Below are 16,551 nucleotides of genomic sequence, written 5' to 3'. Positions count from 1 at the left end.
AGCTTACGATAACAAGCTCGCCAGGCCGCTCGCCCGCTCTGTCCGCATGGTCACGGAGCGGCTGAGCACATCCTTGGTGGCAAACATGTACAGCTTGGACTTGGCCCTCGTCACCCCGGTATACACCAGCTCGCGGGTCAGGATCGGGCTAAAATCAGGCGGCAGTACCATCAGGGTGTCGGCAAACTCCGAGCCCTGCGATTTATGGATGGTCATGGCGTAAACCGTCTCGTGGTCGGGCAGCCGGCTCGGCAGGACGCCGCGGATAGTGCCGTCAGGCATCTCGAAGTATACCCTGAGCACCCGGTTGCCCGTCAGCGGATCGGCCTCGCGGTCGTGCATCGCAATACCGATATCCCCGTTGTAGAGCCCCAAGCCATGGTCATTCTGGCTGATCATAACTGGCCTGCCGACATACCAGGTCTCTTCGCCCGGGGCAATCTTGCCCTTGCGTGCCAGGGCCCGCTCGATGCGCTGGTTCAGCCCCGCGACACCGAAATCACCTTCCCGCACCGCGCACAGCAAACGGACCTGGGCAAATGCTTTGAGCACTTCGCCCGGAGTCTTACCCGCGTCGATCGCCTCGAGGTAATCACTGTAGAAGCTGACCACATTGGTGATCATTGCCTGGTAGGCCTCGGCCCCTAGCGGATAGAGCTGGATATCACGAAAGCCCTGCTGCCACACCTTTTCAACCCGATACGGCTTGCCGCTGTTGATCGCCTTGGCCAGCAGGCCGATCCCCGACTGGGCGTGGAAACGGTAGCTCTTTTGCAGCATACACAAGCTATCGGCAATCGCCGACGGGGCGGCATGCGCTTGCTCAAAGCCAAACCCGGTCAACTGGCCGAGCAACTGAGATTGAGCCGGGGTGTAGCCTTGTTCGGCAAAAGCACAGATATCGCCCAGTACTGCGCCCGCCTCGACCGATGCCAGCTGATCCCGATCACCGAGCAGGATCAGTTTGGCGTGGGCTGGCAAAGCATCGAGCAGGCGGGCCATCATCGGCAAGTCGACCATCGAGGCCTCGTCCACCACCAGTACATCCAAGTGCAGCGGGTTGTCGCGGTTATGGCGGAAGGCGACCCGGTTGGGGATCGCCCCGAGCAGACGGTGTATGGTGCTCGACTGGGTCGGAATGTTGCTTTTCACTACCTCGTCGACGGCTAACGAGTCCACCGCCGAGCCAATCGATTCGGTCAGCCTGGCCGCCGCCTTACCAGTCGGTGCCACCAGCTTGATATCCGGCAGCTGCAGGGCACCCTGTTCATCGCGCTCGTCACGCTGAATGGCCTGGGTCACCAGGGCCGCCAGCAACTTGGCCACCGTGGTGGTTTTGCCGGTACCGGGGCCGCCGGAAATCACCGCAAACTGGCGGGTCAGCGCGACCGCAGCGGCCACCTTCTGCCAGTTGAGGCAGCTGCCGGCCGGCACCAGGGTGTCCAGCGGCGCGAGCTCTTCAGCGCTCCCAGCCGACAGGAGGACGGCATCAACCGCCGGCCAGTCCAGCATTTCAGGTTGGACGACATCCAGCTTGTCACAGACTTCACGCTGCCTATCCTGTGCGGTCCCTCCGGCTTGCGCCAGCTGCTGCAGGGCGGCAAACAGGTAGCGGTAATCGCGGGCAAACAGTTCATTGAGCTTGGCCGCCATCAGCTCGGGCTGCAAACCATCTTCGCCGCTTTGCGCCCGCAGGCGCAACTGCTCGGCGACCTGTTGCTCGAACTGCCAATAGCGATTGAGGTAGATCCGATCGCCATCCATCACCAGCGGGGTGGGCCTGCTGCCATCCGAGACGGCCTCGGACTGTGCCAGCTGCGCCAGCCATAAATGCGGCTCGGGCAACCCGTCGGCCAACGGCAAACTGAGTTTGGCGGGCAAACCAAACAACCGAGCAGGATCAACCTGAGGCACTCGCACACAGACATGGCCCTGACCCAGTTCATAACTCGCCAGCGCAGCCACCAGGGCGACAAGCGGCTCAGCCGAGTGATTGCCTCCCTGGGCAACAAATTTGGCAAACTGGTGGTCCAGCGGGCGAAGGTAGCCCTGGCGAACAAGGGCTTCGAGGCGATTAAGCATCTGGGGATTCTCCGTCAATCAAGGTCTCCAGTTCGGTCAGCAGGGCCAGAGACGGCTTGGCACGGAAGATGCCGCTATCACTGCCCGCCTTCACTCCCCGCAAGAACAGGTAATAGACACCACCGAAGTGGTCATCGTAGTTGTAGTCAGCCTTACGGCTCTTGAGGAAGCGGTGCAGGGCCAGCGCATAGAGCTGGTACTGCAGATCATAGCGATGCTCGACCATCGCCTGGTCCAGCATGTCTCCCCGGTACAGGTTAGGCTCCTCGCCCAGAAAGTTCGACTTCCAGTCCAGCACGTAGTAGCGGCCATGGTGCTCGAAGACCAGGTCGATAAAGCCCTTCAGCATGCCGCTGACCGTGGCAAAACCCAACTCACCGGCTTTGGCCGACAGGTTATCGTGGCGGGCAATGGCCTTGTTGAGCAGCGGGGCCGACAGCAGGTTGATCGGCAGCATAAACTCCATTTCGGTCAAGCGCTGTGACGGTGCGATCTCGCCCAGCCGTATCGCCTCGCCATCGAGCGGACACGTCAGGACATCGCGGATCATGGTCTGCAACACCGGCAACCATTCCTCGTCGTAGTTTTCCAACCGCAGCAATTCAAGGATCTTCCCGGTCGTTTCCGGGCTATCAACCGGTGCGGTAAACTCGATTTCCTCAAACAGGGTATGCAGGAACGTCCCCGGCCGCGCGCCCTTCGGGAAGGTATAAATGGTACGGGCCGGCTCGACGTCTTCGTCCCCCAGGGCTTCGTCGCCCGACGAGTCGGTATCAAAGCCCGGCAGCTCGAAAGAGGCATCATGATGGCTATGGCCCTGCTTGATCAGGCCCGAGTAACTGGTGATCCACCAGCTACGGTCAATCTCTTTGTCAAACACCGATGCCGACAGTAGCGGCTTGTCTTCCTCGGCAGGCAACCAAGGCGTGTCGGGCAAGGGCGGTGGCGGCAACACGGTGACAGCTTCGGATTGCGAGGCCAATGCAGCCAGAGCGCTGGCCAGCTCGGCCATCCCGCCCTCTTTGGCGTTTTGTACCAGCCAGCCGATTGCCGAGCGGTGCAGGCCGGTCGGCTCCTTGCGGCTCAAGCCGTTACGGATCGGCGACATACCGATATAACAGCCATAGACCGCGCGGGTCAGGGCAACGTAGAGCAGGCGCAAGTCTTCTGCCAGGCGCTCTTTTTCGGCCAACTCCATGCTCTCTTCGCTGGCAGCGATATCCAACACCGACTGCTGGCTCTGATCGTCATGGAACAGCGCGGTATTAGCCTCGCGGTAACTGCAGACAAATGGCAGGAAGACGATGTCATACTCAAGCCCCTTGGACTTGTGGATAGTGACGATCTGCACCAGATTGCGATCCGACTCCAAGCGCAGCTGCTGCTCATCGGCATTGCCATTGGGCGCTTCGATATGTTCGGCCAACCAGCGCAACAAGCCATGATCACTGTCGAGGGTTTGGCTCGCCTGCTGCAGCAACTCGCCAATATGCAGGATATCGGTGACCCGGCGCTCGCCACCGTTTTGGCTCAGCAGGGTTTCGGGGATCTTGCGCTGGGCCAGCATATGGCGCAGCATCGGCAGCACCCCGCGGGTTTGCCACAGCTTGCGGTAAGCGCGGAACTCCGACACATATTGCTCCCAGACGCTTTCGCTGGTGTTCATCGCATCGAGCGCCTGGGCCGTCAAGCCAAACAAGCTCGAGGCCAAGGCCGCGCGCATATTGCGATCATCTTCAGGGGTCAGTACCGCCTGCAGAAAACGCAGCAAATCCGCGGCCTCGGTGCAGGCAAACACACTGTCACGATTGGAGAGGTAGACACTGGCAATGCCCTGATCGGCCAAGGTACGGCGGATCAACGCCGCCTCACTGCCGGTACGCACCAGTACCGAAATATCACTGGCATGGATCGGGCGGGTTTGCTCGCCGTCCACCAGCACCGCCTTGCCCTGCTGTGACAAGGTAAGGATTTTCTGAATTTCGGCGGTGGTTGCCTCCGCCATCACCTGCTGGTAATCCCCTTTCTTGGTCGGCTCCTCGGCCTCTTGATGCCAAAAGCACATGGCAGGCTGCTGCATGCCATCAAGCTGCCAGCCGCGCCCCTGGGCTTTCGGACTGTGATCAACCGGCAGGAACGTGATGTCCTCGTCGTAGATAAATGGCCGCTCAGGATGTTGGAAAATCCGGTTCACGGCGCCGACCATTTCGGCGGTCGAGCGCCAGTTGGTACCTAGGGTATAGTGGGCGGTCACCTGGCGGCGAGCCTGGATATAGGTAAAAATATCGGCGCCGCGAAAGGCGTAGATGGCCTGCTTGGGATCACCAATCATAAACAGGCCGCAAGGGCCGAGCTCGCCTTCCGGCAGTTCAGGCGCCTGACGCTGCTCACCATAAATCGTGCTGAAAATACTGTACTGGAGCGGGTCGGTATCCTGGAATTCATCGATCATCGCCACCGGGAAAAGGTGGCGGATCCGACCGGCCAGCAAGCCGCTGTCATCTTGGCTCAACGCCGCCGACAATTGGGTCAGCAGATCATCAAATGACAGCCACCCCTTGCGCTGCTTGGCCTCAAGCAGCAGCTGGCGACACTCTTTGATGGCATGGGCCAACAAGGGATCGCGTATATTCGGCTTGTTAGCCAATAACTCACCAATAGCCACAAACACCGGATGCTCCGGTGGCTGGCCCTTGCTGGTCTTGTCTCGCAGCACCTGCTGGTCAAACTTATCCAGTGCCTTGGGCAGTTGGTAGCCTGTGTTATCCCGCTCGGCCCACTCTCCCACTTCCGCCAGCGCCTTGGGCAAGCTGGTTTTGGTGTAGCTGCGCTTGTTCACCCCGGAGCTGGCAATGATGTCATGCAGGTCGCCGGCACTGTCGCGCCACAGCCGCTTGACATGATTGATACGCAGCAGGTTTTCCTCGTGTACCTGCTCGAGGCTGCCTGTCAGCTGCGGGGCGCGAACGGTAACTTCCGCTCCCGACAGGAAGCGGTTGATCTCCGGCAGCAGGGCCCCCGGCGCCGACCAGAGTTTGCGTACCTCCGCCGCCAGACTGCGTGGCAACGGATAGAAATTACGGCGCCAGAAATCCGCGACCACCTGGGCCCGCAGGTGGCTCTCTTCGGTAACAAACTCATTGTTGAACAGGCTGCCCGACTCGAAGGCATTCTGGGTTAGCATCCGCTGGCAAAAGCCGTGGATGGTAAAAATGGCAGCCTCATCCATCTGGCGCTCGGCCTGCAGCAAAATGGCGGCGGCCGCCTTGTGATCGCCAATATCTCCCAGCAACGGCTTGATCACCGGATCGTCGCTGCTACCTCGACTAAAGGCCAGGCGGGCATCATGGATCCGGCGGCGGATACGATCACGCAGCTCGGCGGTGGCCGCCTCGGTGAAGGTCACCACCAAAATCTGATCAACCGTCAGCTCCCTGGGAAACCGAGTCTGCGCATCACCATGGCCAAGCAGCAAGCGCAGATACAGGCTGGCAATGGTGAAGGTTTTGCCGGTGCCGGCCGAGGCCTCGATCAAGCGATTACCATGCAGCGGAAAGCACATCGGCTCCAGCGGCTCCGGGGTGATGAGAAGAGATTGTTGAGTCATAGAATACGCTGATTCCTATCAGTGAACTGGGCCAAGGTTTCCTTACAAAACCCCAGCCGTCCGAAATTATTTTTTGTGATCTAGCGCGAATTCAAATAAATATATCGAATTCCAGCACTAACCCATCTATCAATATGAGAGACGTTTCACGGTTTCCGCCCAACCGGTCCGCTAGTATCTGAGCCACGAAATTTGGTCAACCTCTGGACCGGTGGCCGTACAGCGAACACCCTACAATCAATAATGATTTGCTGGCGGCCACGCTACACCTCCCTGCCTTATCCACTGCTCGATTAGCCCTGCTCCACCTCTCGCAACTGCATCACCGCAGGTTTCAGGATATGATCTTCCCACTGCTGCAGCTGTGCGGCCAGTTCGCCATCCCACAGCGGCCACACCCGGTAGATATAGCTGTTGTTGCCCTCGCCCTCGAACATGTAGCCGCCGTTGAACGCCTCCGCCCGCTTGCTCTCGGCCTTTGCCAAGGTCGCGTCATCATTGCACCACTGCCCTTTCTTATCGATACTGGCCAGGATCCCAGCATGGGCGGTCCTTGGAAAATACGGCAGCGGCTGGGTCAAGCCACTGTCATAGCCTTCGACAAGCACGGCCAGTTGCTCCAGTGCATACTGGGCCGATACCGGCTCAAGCAGCCAGCGGCCATCAATGCCGATGAGGTAGGTCGGCTGGCTCGGTTTCATCACCGCCAAGCACAGGTGATCAAGCCAGCAGGCCAGAATATCCTGCGCCCGGATTTTACCCGGCCGGTAGCGAACAAGGCCCTGCTGGGTGACATGCTTGAGCCAGCCCTGCAGCCGGATACCGCGTCCGGCAACCGTTACCACGCAATCCACTTCCACATCCGGCAGCGGCTGGGCCATAAACTGGACAACGCTATCGGCCAGCTGCTCTATCTGGCCACGCTCTTCCATCAGCTCCAGCTCACCAAACTGCGCCACCGGCAAGCCGCCTGCCGCCTGCTGGTAGCGGGCAAACTGTTCGAACGCCTGGTCGCGGCTGAAGGTGTTCCGGCCGAGTGATTGCTGTCTGTGGCAGTCGAGGAAGGTTGTCAGCAAGGCCTCACGCAGCTGATAACGCCCCAGCCCATCGAGGGCAAACGGCTCATCGTCTTCCGGCCCGCCCTGGAGACCATCAAAAAACACCTTCAAACGACGGTTGAAGAAATACTGCACCGGCAGGCGCCAGAAGCGCGCCAGCTCCGCCAGTTCGAGGACTCCCTCGGCCCTGTCGTCGCTCAAATCAGGCTCCAGCGGAGCCGACTGGAAGGCTTCCGGCTCGATAAAGGCCTGGTTGGCCACCGGCAGCCATTCGGCAGCATAGCTGTGGTTTGCGCCGCTGAACGACTGCGGGCTGAACGGTACCAGCGGGTGGGTTTGGGTCAGGTTGGCAACCAGCCTCTGTGCCGATTGATCGACCGGCAGGGTTTCATCACCCGCCAGGCAGTAACCCTGCTGGCAGTACTCCAGCAGCTCGCTGACCAGGACAGACGGTACTTTCTCGCTGTTATCCTGGATCGAGCGCCCCACATAGCTGATGTACAGCGCCTGTTGAGCGGACTGGATCGCCTCGAGGAATAGATAACGATCGTCATCCCGGCGCGAGCGATCACCATGGCGGGCGCGACCAGCCATCAGATCAAACCCTTCTGGGGGGATAGAGCGAGGATAAACGCCGTCGTTCATTCCCAGCAGGCACACCACCTTGAACGGAATCGAACGCATCGGCATCAGGGTACAGAAGTTCACCTGGCCGGCCAAAAAGCGTTGGCTAACCCGCTCGCCCGATAGCTTGCCGTTGAGGTAATCCCGCATCACTGCCGGGGTGATCTCCGCATCATAACCCGCGTCGGCCAACTGCTGCTCCAGCTGCTGGATCTTGTCGCGGATCATCCTCAGCACCAGCTCACCGTCAATTTCGACCGCAAAGCAGTCATCCAGCATCTGATTGAGCAGCGTCATCCAGCTCGCGATCGGCTGTTGTTGCGCCAGTTGCTGGCGGTAGTGCATCAGCGTTTCGATGAACAGGCCGAGCTGCCCGGCCAGTTCGGCATCGAGCCCCTGCACTTCTTCATAGCCCAGCACGCCCTGGTACAAACCAGCCTCTTGCGGCATGGCATACCCCAGCAGCATCCGCTGCAAGCCGAACAACCAAGTGTTTTGCTGCTGGCGCGGCAAGGCAAACTCTTCGGCCGTGTCATCATCCAGCCCCCAGCGGATCCCCACTTCCTCGATCCACAGCTTCACCCGCTCGAACTTGTCGCTATCAAAACCAAACCTGGCCATGACGGCTGGGACCTCAAGCAGCTCCAGCAACTCAGAAGCCTGGCAGCGGCTTTCCGGCAGGGCCAGCAAACGCAGGAATGCAAGTAGCGCCGGGTTTTCCTGATCGGCACTGCGGTCGGAAATGGAGAACGGAATGTAACGCTCGCCCGGCGCATTGCCGAACACCGCCTGGATATAGGGGCTGTAACTGTTGATGTCGGCCACCATCACCACAATATCCCGGGGGGATAGATCAGGGGTGTCCGCCAGCATCGCCAACAGATTGTCGTGCAGCACTTCCACTTCGCGCATCGGCGAATGGCAGGCATGGACGCTCAGCGAGCGGTCGTCTGCGGCAATGGCCAGCTTGTGGTGGCTGGACTCGGTGATTTCGTCATTGATCCGATCCTCGAGGTTGAGGATGTCGGCCTGCACCGCATGAAGCAATGAGTCGGGCGCGATATCGACAAACGCCTCGACTTCATAGGCCTCCATTTCCGACAGCAGGTATAGGTTATCCCGGCCAAGCTTGCCGAGCGAGGCCAGCAAGGTGTTGCTCACCGCGCCTTCGTGGGTCTCGTCGACGACATTGGCATCGATATCCCCCTTGAGCGGCGAAATCACCGCGCCGTGCTCACTGTGATCAGCACACCACTGTAACTGCTGGCGCTGTTTGGCCGCCAGCCGAGCGAGGAATTTGCGGTCGCGGACATCGCCCCAGTAATGGCGGCAAGGGTTGGTAAACATCAAATGCACATCGATATGCTTACCCAGCGCCGCCAAGGCGTCGAGGTAGCGCGGTGGCAGGGCTGAAATACCGAACACAAACAGCCGCTTCGGCAAACCCGCCGGTAGTGGCGAACCACTTTGCAAATAACCCTCGAGGGTTTCGATGAAGTGGTCATAGAGGTTGGCACGGTGATACGGCGACTGGCCCAAGGCGAGGGTATGATCATACAGTGCTTGCCACAGCAGCGGCTGCCATGGATGCTCCTCCACCAGCTCGGGATCGATAGTGTCGGACTCCCAGGACTGGATCCACTCCGGCCGATACACCAAGTACTGGTCAAAGATGTCGGCGATTTTCTCGGCCAGCTGATAGCTCTTGACCTGGTTGGCATCGTCACACAAATAATTGGCCAGCGGCGCAAACTCCGGACGCGATAGCTGCGCCGGCAACACCTGAAGCAGCTTCCAGGTCATGGCCTCTTTGTTAAAGGCACTGCGCTCGGGCACATCACTCAACACCTTGGTGAACATGTTCCAAATGAAAGTTGCAGGCAGCGGAAACTCAATATTGGCGGCAATCCCCTGGGATTTGGCCAGCTCCAGTTTCAGCCACTGTGACATGCCGGGGCTTTGGACCAAGATCTGCTCTTGCTCGAATGGGTTATCGAGGGGGTCCAAGCGGATCAGCTCGACAAGCAGGGATTTCAGTAGATCCAGTTGGTTGGAGTGATAGACAGTAAACACGCTGGTGACTCACCGATAGAGGAAATTACCCTTGATTGTCTACCATCAGTGGATTGGCTGCAAATTCAAATCATTAAAAAGCCCAGCATCGCTGGGCTCCTAATCACTCCACCTCTAAAGTGGATAATTTTTGGGTCGCTATATCACGCACGGCTTGGCGCAACGCAGTGCAGCAGCTGGGAAACCGGACGGTAGAAGGCTGCGTAGCGAAGGGCGACATAGCTCACGACTGCAGTAGCAACATACAGCTCGAGATGAGCCAGCGACGACACCTGACTGATATATTCAATCCCATATCCCTGGGCCGCCATCCAGCTTGCCACCTTGAACATCGCCGTCGCCCCAATCACCAATGGGAAGGTGAATGCCGCATAGCCGGGGCTGAACGACAAACGCAGCAGGCGGTAGAACGCCAGGTAAATCACAAACGTCATCAGCACGGCAATCCCACCCAGCAAGGCAATTACCACCGGAGAGGGCTGCTGAGTCACGGTCAGATAGCCCGCCAGAGACAGGCTGGCCGGCGCAGCCATAATAGCAATGGTCGGCTTGGCCGCATCTGGAATTTCATGGCTGAAAATAAGGCGGTATACCATCAGTGGCAACATTACCGCATAGATCCCCATGCCGAATAACTGCAGGCCTTCCGCCAAAGGACGCAATGCCCCGCCGGGAAAGGCCACGTCGGCGACGATGATCCCAATCGGTGGTACGAACCAGCTCGGTACCATATGGTGCAGCTCAAACTCCTTGGCGCGGTGATAGGTAAACAGTGCCAAAAAGATCAGATGCAATACCACTGCCGCCAGCCACAATGCCTGCCCGGCCACCGGGTAATAATTCCCCAATGCCTTGGACACCACCATGGTTCCCATGGCAAAGGTCGGCACAACGCTACCGACAACCGGATGACTGAGATCTTGCCACAAGGCGCGGGGATGGATAACAAACTTAACCAGTAACACCACCAACAAGACACTGGCGATCCCTGCCCCGATCAGCTGTCCACGACCGCCGAGATCGGCAGCATTTTCCCAACACCAGCCAAGGCTAGCAATACCCAAGGCCAAGCCGGCCATTGGCGTTGGTGCACCCAGTACTTTTTGCTTTGTTACTGTAATCATTTCGAGGCTCCCCAAAGACAGCACATCACTATTCATCAACACCCGGCTAGTTTATCGGCATCCGATTGTTTAGGATACTTGAATATATTTAATGTATAGTTAAGAAAAATAAAACATGAGCCAGTACGATGAATATCGCCCTACGCCAATTGAAAGTGTTTGTCACCGTCGCCCAGGAGCTGACCATTACCGCGGCCGCAGAAAAACTGTTCCTCTCCAAACCGGCTGTCAGCATGGCGCTCTCCGAGCTGGAAAAGCAGCTCGGGCACAAGTTGTTTGACCGCAATAATAATCGTCTGCTCATCAACGAACAAGGTAAACGCTTGCTGCCATTAGCCGATGAGTTACTGGCTCGCAGCCAGGATATCGAGCAACTGTTTAGCCAGGAAGGGCCGGTAACCGGCAAGTTGAAAATCGGCTCGAGCGATACCGTTGGCAATCAGGTCACCCCATTCTTATTGCGGGACTTCCGCCGCGACTCGGGCCATTGTGATCAAAGCTTGTTTATTGCCAATACCGCCCAGATCTGCCACATGCTAGGCGAGTTCGAACTGGATATTGGCCTGGTCGAAGGCAAGGTGCAAGCCGATAACCTCGCGGTGATACCTTGGCTGGGTGACGAAATGGTGGTTGCCTGCCACCCCGGCCACCCACTGACGAAAGCAGAGCAGCTCAGCCTGAGCGATCTTGAACACAGCGAGTGGATACTGCGAGAACCGGGCTCAGGTACCCGGGAGTATTTCCTTGGTCGCCTCGCTCCGAGGCTCGAACACTGGCACCAGGCGTTTGAACTCAACAACACCGAAGCCATTATCAACTGCACGGCGGCAGGACTCGGCCTCACCCTGCTCTCCCGACGCGCGGTGGAGCATGCCGTCAAGGACAACCGCCTGACCATCCTGTCACTACCGCTCGATATGCAGCGCCAATACTGGCTGCTCTTCCACAAGGAGAAGTACCAAAGCCCACTGCTAAAACTGTTTATCGCGTTCTGCCAGCAGTGGAATTCACCGCTTTGCCAATACAGTCAGAAGTCAGCAGATAATTAAACGCGGTTGTCCCCGCCGCTAAATGCAATGATCTGGCTGATCTGACACTGCGGTCGGCCAGACTCCTGCTGCCAATCCCTAAAGGCAGATTGTGCTGCCGCCAAGGATTTTTGCGTGTCACGCCCACCGTCAATAATCCCGCTCTGGCGCAGGTAGGCTTCGACATCGCCGCTGAGGATAAAGGTATCTTTGCCCATGATGCGCAGAGTATAAGGGCCGGTATTGCCCCCCAAACGCTTGCCGTGTTTTTTCAGGTAACGCCACAGGCCGGTGATATCATCCTGCGGCCAATCGGCAACCATCGCCGAAAAGGAACCGTGCTCGAGTGCAGCCTCGTGGATCATCTGGGCATTGTCGGGAATGGTCATCACCTTGGCCAAGTGACGGATGATGGCCGGATCGGTCGCTTTTCGCTCCCACATTTCCGTTGGCATCAGCAGCATTTTCTCGATATCGAAACCGAAAAACACGTCTTCGAAATTGGGCCATTTGTTACGCACTACCTGCCAGCTGATCCCGGACTGGAACACTTTCTGGGTAAATGCCGCCAGCCAGCGATCATCACCGATCTGCTTGAGCTGATCGGCTGACAAAGGGGTAGCCAGCATGCTCTCTAGCACACCCTCGCCCCCCTTACGCTCTGCGGCTCGGGCATATATTTGCGAAAATTTTTCTCTTGCCATCACATTAACACGCTTATCACTGGACATTGCCCTTAATGCTACTGTATAAACAGCCAGTAAATCAATTTCGGGAGAGGGTGACCATGGCTGTTATCGTCAAATATGTAGTTGAGCGCAACGGAGAAGAAAAGATGACTTTCACCTCTAAGTCCGAAGCCGACGCATACGACAAGATGCTAGATATGGCGGACGAGATGTTTACTTTGCTAAGCGAAAGTGAACTTTTCGAGGATGAAGCCAAGCAAGAAGAGCTTTCGCTGTTCTTGGCACAAAAACGTGAAGAAGTGCTTGTGGCACTGGGAGCTAAAAAGAAAGCAGCTCCGAAGAAAAAAGCGGTAAAGCCTGAGCTTGTCGCCGAGCAACAGGATGATGCAGCAGCTTAATCACTAAGCCTGCCAACATTCTTCATGACAAACCTCCTTTCAAGGAGGTTTTTTATTGCTTCCCACGCTAAATCGCCCGGCCCTAGCTTGATATTCCGGCGACCAAATCCTCGACAGCGATAGCCGTGCTGTATTGTTATTATTTCATCATTTTTCACCGATCGTCTCCTGCCCCCTTCAATAACGGCGCAAGTGTCTTTATGATGGGTTCATCACACTTTGCCGACACACGGCATAAATTACTTTGACATGGAGAACCAACAGTAATGGCCAGCTTTTCACTAGCCCTTGGTACTGCAACCAAAAACCGCGATAACAAAATCATCGAGGCGTTTTTCCCAACCCCTACCCTAAACCCAGCCGACGCGCTAGTAGATGCCATTGCCGCTATCGTCGATTACAAGGAAGGTAATCAAGCTATCGAAGTCACGGCTGCCCAGTGCGCCGATCTTGCAGCAGCTTTCAGTACAGCCGGTGAAGAAGCCAGTGCAAACTTCGCAACCAAAGCAGCAGCATCAGAGCAACCGCTGGTTGTTGTGATCCTTGCTACTGACGAAGCGCCTGCTTCTGTTGCTGAAGGCTTCCTGAAGCTACAACTTATCTCTCACCGCCTGGTCAAGCCTCACGGTGTGGTACTGGACGGCATTTTCGGCCTGCTGCACAACATCGCGTGGACCAACCAAGGTCCAATCGATCTACCGGAGCTGGCAGAGCGCCAAATGGAAGCTCGCCTGAACGGCGAAACGATCACTGTCGATTGTGTCGACAAGTTCCCTAAAATGGTCGACTACGTGGTACCAACAGGTGTTCGTATTGCTGATACTTCTCGCGTTCGTCTGGGTGCACACGTGGGTGAAGGCACAACCGTTATGCATGAAGGTTTCATCAACTTCAACGCTGGCACAACTGGCGTAAGTATGGTTGAAGGCCGTATTTCCGCAGGCGTTGTGGTCGGCAACGGCTCGGACATCGGTGGTGGTGCTTCTATCATGGGCACGCTATCTGGTGGCGGCAAAGTGGTTGTTTCCATCGGTGAAAACAGCCTGCTGGGTGCCAATGCCGGCCTAGGCTTCCCGATGGGTGATCGCTGTACGATCGAATCAGGCCTGTACGTAACCGCAGGTTCGAAAGTACGCATGCTGGACAAGAGCGGTCAGGAAGTCGAAGTGGTCAAGGCGCGCGATCTAGCTGGCGTGTCTGATTTGCTGTTCCGCCGCAACTCCATGACAGGCCAGATCGAATGTCTGGCGAACAAATCAGCGGTAGAGCTGAACAGCGAATTGCACAGCAACAACTAATCGCCTGTAAAAAACGCCTCCTCGGAGGCGTTTTTTTTAGCTGCGCTTATTAGCGCGACCTTGTTACTATCCCTTACAACTTCGACCTCCTTCCTATCTCCGTTTGTGAGAAGGTATCGGCAAACAAACACAAGGAGAGATAAATGGCGTTTTTCTTTGAACGGGCAGAGACTGACAACGAAGTAAAAATTGTCCTCAAACCCCACTCACTGTATGTGATGCTGCTGATGCTTGCGACATGGCTGATTAATGAAATGGTGCTGCATATCATGCCAGTCACACAGATCATCATGCCGGTGTTTATCGTCTTCATGGTGATCCGCTTCTTCTCTTTGGTCAAAGTACAAAAAGAAGTGCTGATAGCCATGAAGCAAGGCAAAGTACAGACCAGCGGCAGCAAGTTTTCTTTTTCTAACCCGTTCACCTATAGCATCAACAAGTAACTCAATGCTCGTTCCAGCCAGGAAATAATCCATTAAGCCCGCGCTGCTTATTCTTCCCCTCCTAACCGTGCATAATTAATCGGTTAACCAGAGGGGGGGGGAAGATGGCAAATTTTAACTGGAAACCGCTATTACTCGCATGCTTGATCGTCAGTATCGGCCAATTGAGTCTTGGCTTGGTTTTTCCTGCCCTCCCTGCCGTTGCTGACTCACTCCAGCTTTCGTCCGAGCAAGTTCAACTTCTAGTTTCGGGCTATTTATTCAGCTTCGGCACCTCACAGCTTGTCTACGGCCCATTATCCGACGTACATGGCCGTAGACCGGTCCTACTCGCTGGTTTATTGATTGCCGTATCAGGGCTGGCTGTTGCCGTTCTGTGTGCCGATTCATTTCATTGGCTGCTACTTGGCCGAGTTATTCAAGGGGTAGGTGCCGGCAGTGTCGCCGTCTTGGCCCGCGCGACTATTCGTGATAGTTACCAACGGCAAGACTTGGTCAAAGCCATGACCTGGGTGGCAATTGTTGCCGCCTTCACTCCTATCATGGCCCCTGTCGTGGGCGGTATTGTGAACCACCATTTTGGCTGGCTAGCCGTTTTTGCCATACTGCTCGGTTATATCGCTATCGTCTGGCTGCTATTGCTAGTGTGCTTCACCGAAACCCTATCGGCCACCCAGGCTCCCCAGTCGGTCGGCCAATTGGCAAAATCCTACCTTTCGTTGCTCCAAGAGCAGCACTTCCTTTCCTTTGCCGGGATCGGCTGGGTCAACTTCTCGCTGGTTGTGCTTTCTATCTCCATGATGCCCTTTATCATGCAGGTGCAGATAGGGATGTCCTCCGAGCGCTATGCCCTATGGGCAATGGGGCCGGCATTTGGGTTGTTATGCGGAGGCTTGGTATGCCAGAGGCTTCGTCCCCGGTTGGGAACACAAAAAATGTTAATGCTCTCACCGCTGCTTCACCTTGTTGCTGGCTCGGTGTTAATCGCCGCTCCGCTGTCGCCTATCTGGATGGTCAGCGGCCACTTCCTGATGGCGATGGCCAACGGTATCGCCTTTCCATGCGCCCAGTCACTGCTGCTCGTCCCTTATGGCAATAAAGCAGGCACAGTCTCCGCCTTATCAGGTGCCTGCCAGATGGTATTTGCCTCTTTGCTCAGCAACGGTTTGCTAAAGCTGGGGATAAGCCAGGCTTGGCACTTAGGCGGTATCATGGTAATCGGCGCAGGTTTAGGGTTATTACTCGCGATGCTGGGTACCATGAGCGAAAGCGGTCGCCGTGCAGTGGCAACTCTCAACGGATAAACCATAATTAAACCAAATTGCCATCTGTTTCAAACGGCCCCCACACAATCTGCAGTTTGGGTCCCTCCGCGTCGTTGATAGAGGAATAACCATGGCTAGGTTTATACGTTTTTTCTTATTGAGTCTCTTGCTTGTCCTTGTCAGCGCCTGCACCAGCCAATATGAAGCCAATCTTGCAAACAACAAGCAATGGGAAGAGCTCGGCGCCTACCACGGTGAGCAAGGCTACCGGGAGTGGAACCAGACAGAGTTAGGGAAACACGGCGCCTACTCAGAAACTGACTATGAAAAATACCGTGCCGGCTATCTGCAGGGACGGTTTGACTATTGCAGCGGGAAGCACACCGTCGGTACCGTCATCAACCCGAGCTATCCCGATGAATGCCAAGATAACCCGTCAAGTTCTAGCTATGGCCTGCTAGATCGCGGCTATTGATCCACTCATCGAATGGCGAACATTAGCTGTAAACGTAAAAAAGCCAGAATCTTTCGACTCGGGCTTAGTATAAGTGGCGGAGCTGATGGGACTCAACGCGCACGGCCAGTGCCGCGACCTAGAGACCGAAGCGCTCTTAGGGAGCGGTATATAGCAAAAAACCCTGTCGTTACCGACAGGGTTTCTTAAGAAGTGGCGGAACGGCGGGCTGGCGCACCAGCGGGACTCATTCGCCAACAAGGCGAACATAACCGACAGATGTAAAAAAGCCCCGTCTTTCGACGAGGCTTCTTAATAAGTGGCGGAGCGGACGGGACTCGAACCCGCGACCCCCGGCGTGACAGGCCGGTATTCTAACCAACTGAACTACCGCTCCACTCAAATCAC

At 56.6% G+C, this 16,551-nt stretch carries 12 protein-coding genes and 1 tRNA gene; 6 read left to right on the top strand and 7 right to left on the bottom strand.

What is annotated here, in order from left to right:
• Positions 1 to 3: 3 nt before the first annotated feature.
• The 4 genes from recD to C9J03_RS19915 form a co-directional block, all read right to left on the bottom strand.
• On the bottom strand, positions 4 to 2,082 hold the full coding sequence (recD, locus tag C9J03_RS19930) for an exodeoxyribonuclease V subunit alpha (RefSeq protein ID WP_044622567.1): 2,079 nt from the start codon (positions 2,080 to 2,082) through the stop codon (positions 4 to 6).
• Positions 2,075 to 5,689, bottom strand: coding sequence for an exodeoxyribonuclease V subunit beta (gene recB, locus C9J03_RS19925; protein ID WP_044622566.1), 3,615 nt, complete (start codon positions 5,687 to 5,689; stop codon positions 2,075 to 2,077). Before recB ends, recD begins: the two co-directional genes overlap by 8 nt.
• A gap of 293 nt (positions 5,690 to 5,982) precedes the next feature.
• The gene (gene recC, locus C9J03_RS19920; protein WP_044622565.1) at positions 5,983 to 9,444 is read right to left on the bottom strand and encodes an exodeoxyribonuclease V subunit gamma; all 3,462 of its coding nucleotides are present in this window, start codon (positions 9,442 to 9,444) and stop codon (positions 5,983 to 5,985) included.
• A 143-nt stretch (positions 9,445 to 9,587) separates the two neighbouring features.
• Positions 9,588 to 10,568, bottom strand: a complete 981-nt coding sequence (locus C9J03_RS19915; protein ID WP_044624375.1) for a TDT family transporter — start codon at positions 10,566 to 10,568, stop codon at positions 9,588 to 9,590.
• Between the two features lie 128 nt (positions 10,569 to 10,696).
• Here C9J03_RS19915 and C9J03_RS19910 point away from each other — a divergent pair, with 128 nt between their 5' ends.
• A complete protein-coding gene (locus C9J03_RS19910; RefSeq protein ID WP_044622564.1) occupies positions 10,697 to 11,617 on the top strand; it encodes a LysR substrate-binding domain-containing protein in 921 nt (306 codons plus the stop codon).
• On the opposite strand, the gene C9J03_RS19905 is transcribed toward C9J03_RS19910, so the two are convergent.
• Positions 11,614 to 12,300 carry a DNA-3-methyladenine glycosylase I gene (locus C9J03_RS19905; RefSeq protein ID WP_039463002.1) on the bottom strand — a complete coding sequence of 229 codons (687 nt, stop codon included), beginning with the start codon at positions 12,298 to 12,300 and terminating at the stop codon, positions 11,614 to 11,616. The genes C9J03_RS19910 and C9J03_RS19905 overlap by 4 nt on opposite strands.
• An 83-nt stretch (positions 12,301 to 12,383) precedes the next feature.
• Here C9J03_RS19905 and C9J03_RS19900 point away from each other — a divergent pair, with 83 nt between their 5' ends.
• Positions 12,384 to 12,683, top strand: a complete 300-nt coding sequence (locus tag C9J03_RS19900) for a YebG family protein (protein ID WP_044622563.1) — start codon at positions 12,384 to 12,386, stop codon at positions 12,681 to 12,683.
• Here the strand turns inward: C9J03_RS19900 and C9J03_RS26765 are convergent.
• Complete coding sequence (locus C9J03_RS26765; protein ID WP_156149934.1) at positions 12,680 to 12,841, bottom strand: hypothetical protein; 162 nt, start codon at positions 12,839 to 12,841, stop codon at positions 12,680 to 12,682. The two genes, C9J03_RS19900 and C9J03_RS26765, sit on opposite strands and share 4 nt — an antisense overlap.
• A 108-nt stretch (positions 12,842 to 12,949) precedes the next feature.
• Here C9J03_RS26765 and dapD point away from each other — a divergent pair, with 108 nt between their 5' ends.
• The 4 genes from dapD to C9J03_RS19880 all read left to right on the top strand — a co-directional run bounded on the left by dapD (position 12,950) and on the right by C9J03_RS19880 (position 16,164).
• Complete coding sequence (gene dapD, locus C9J03_RS19895) at positions 12,950 to 13,981, top strand: 2,3,4,5-tetrahydropyridine-2,6-dicarboxylate N-succinyltransferase (protein ID WP_044622562.1); 1,032 nt, start codon at positions 12,950 to 12,952, stop codon at positions 13,979 to 13,981.
• Positions 13,982 to 14,124: 143 nt separating this feature from the next.
• Positions 14,125 to 14,424, top strand: a complete 300-nt coding sequence (locus C9J03_RS19890) for a hypothetical protein (protein WP_044622561.1) — start codon at positions 14,125 to 14,127, stop codon at positions 14,422 to 14,424.
• Between the two features lie 104 nt (positions 14,425 to 14,528).
• Positions 14,529 to 15,728 carry a multidrug effflux MFS transporter gene (locus C9J03_RS19885; RefSeq protein WP_044622560.1) on the top strand — a complete coding sequence of 400 codons (1,200 nt, stop codon included), beginning with the start codon at positions 14,529 to 14,531 and terminating at the stop codon, positions 15,726 to 15,728.
• Positions 15,729 to 15,819: 91 nt separating this feature from the next.
• Entirely contained in the window at positions 15,820 to 16,164 is a 345-nt protein-coding gene (locus C9J03_RS19880) for a DUF2799 domain-containing protein (RefSeq protein ID WP_044622559.1), read from the top strand.
• A gap of 299 nt (positions 16,165 to 16,463) precedes the next feature.
• Here C9J03_RS19880 and C9J03_RS19875 read toward each other — a convergent pair.
• Positions 16,464 to 16,540, bottom strand: a tRNA-Asp gene (locus C9J03_RS19875).
• Positions 16,541 to 16,551: the final 11 nt, after the last annotated feature.

Source organism: Photobacterium gaetbulicola (assembly GCF_003025515.1).
In the GTDB taxonomy this organism is placed as follows: Bacteria; Pseudomonadota; Gammaproteobacteria; order Enterobacterales; family Vibrionaceae; genus Photobacterium; species Photobacterium gaetbulicola.
The sequence above is the reverse complement of the archived record's forward strand: the minus strand, read 5'-3'. Positions and strand labels throughout refer to the sequence as shown.

Excerpts from the sequence above, each read along its gene's own strand:
- recD (WP_044622567.1), bottom strand. The coding sequence starts at position 2,082 with ATGCTTAATCGCCTCGAAGCCCTTGTTCGCCAGGGCTACCTTCGCCCG.
- recB (WP_044622566.1), bottom strand. The coding sequence starts at position 5,689 with ATGACTCAACAATCTCTTCTCATCACCCCGGAGCCGCTGGAGCCGATG.
- C9J03_RS19915 (WP_044624375.1), bottom strand. The coding sequence starts at position 10,568 with ATGATTACAGTAACAAAGCAAAAAGTACTGGGTGCACCAACGCCAATG.
- C9J03_RS19910 (WP_044622564.1), top strand. The coding sequence starts at position 10,697 with ATGAATATCGCCCTACGCCAATTGAAAGTGTTTGTCACCGTCGCCCAG.
- C9J03_RS19905 (WP_039463002.1), bottom strand. The coding sequence starts at position 12,300 with ATGGCAAGAGAAAAATTTTCGCAAATATATGCCCGAGCCGCAGAGCGT.
- C9J03_RS19900 (WP_044622563.1), top strand. The coding sequence starts at position 12,384 with ATGGCTGTTATCGTCAAATATGTAGTTGAGCGCAACGGAGAAGAAAAG.
- dapD (WP_044622562.1), top strand. The coding sequence starts at position 12,950 with ATGGCCAGCTTTTCACTAGCCCTTGGTACTGCAACCAAAAACCGCGAT.
- C9J03_RS19890 (WP_044622561.1), top strand. The coding sequence starts at position 14,125 with ATGGCGTTTTTCTTTGAACGGGCAGAGACTGACAACGAAGTAAAAATT.
- C9J03_RS19885 (WP_044622560.1), top strand. The coding sequence starts at position 14,529 with ATGGCAAATTTTAACTGGAAACCGCTATTACTCGCATGCTTGATCGTC.
- C9J03_RS19880 (WP_044622559.1), top strand. The coding sequence starts at position 15,820 with ATGGCTAGGTTTATACGTTTTTTCTTATTGAGTCTCTTGCTTGTCCTT.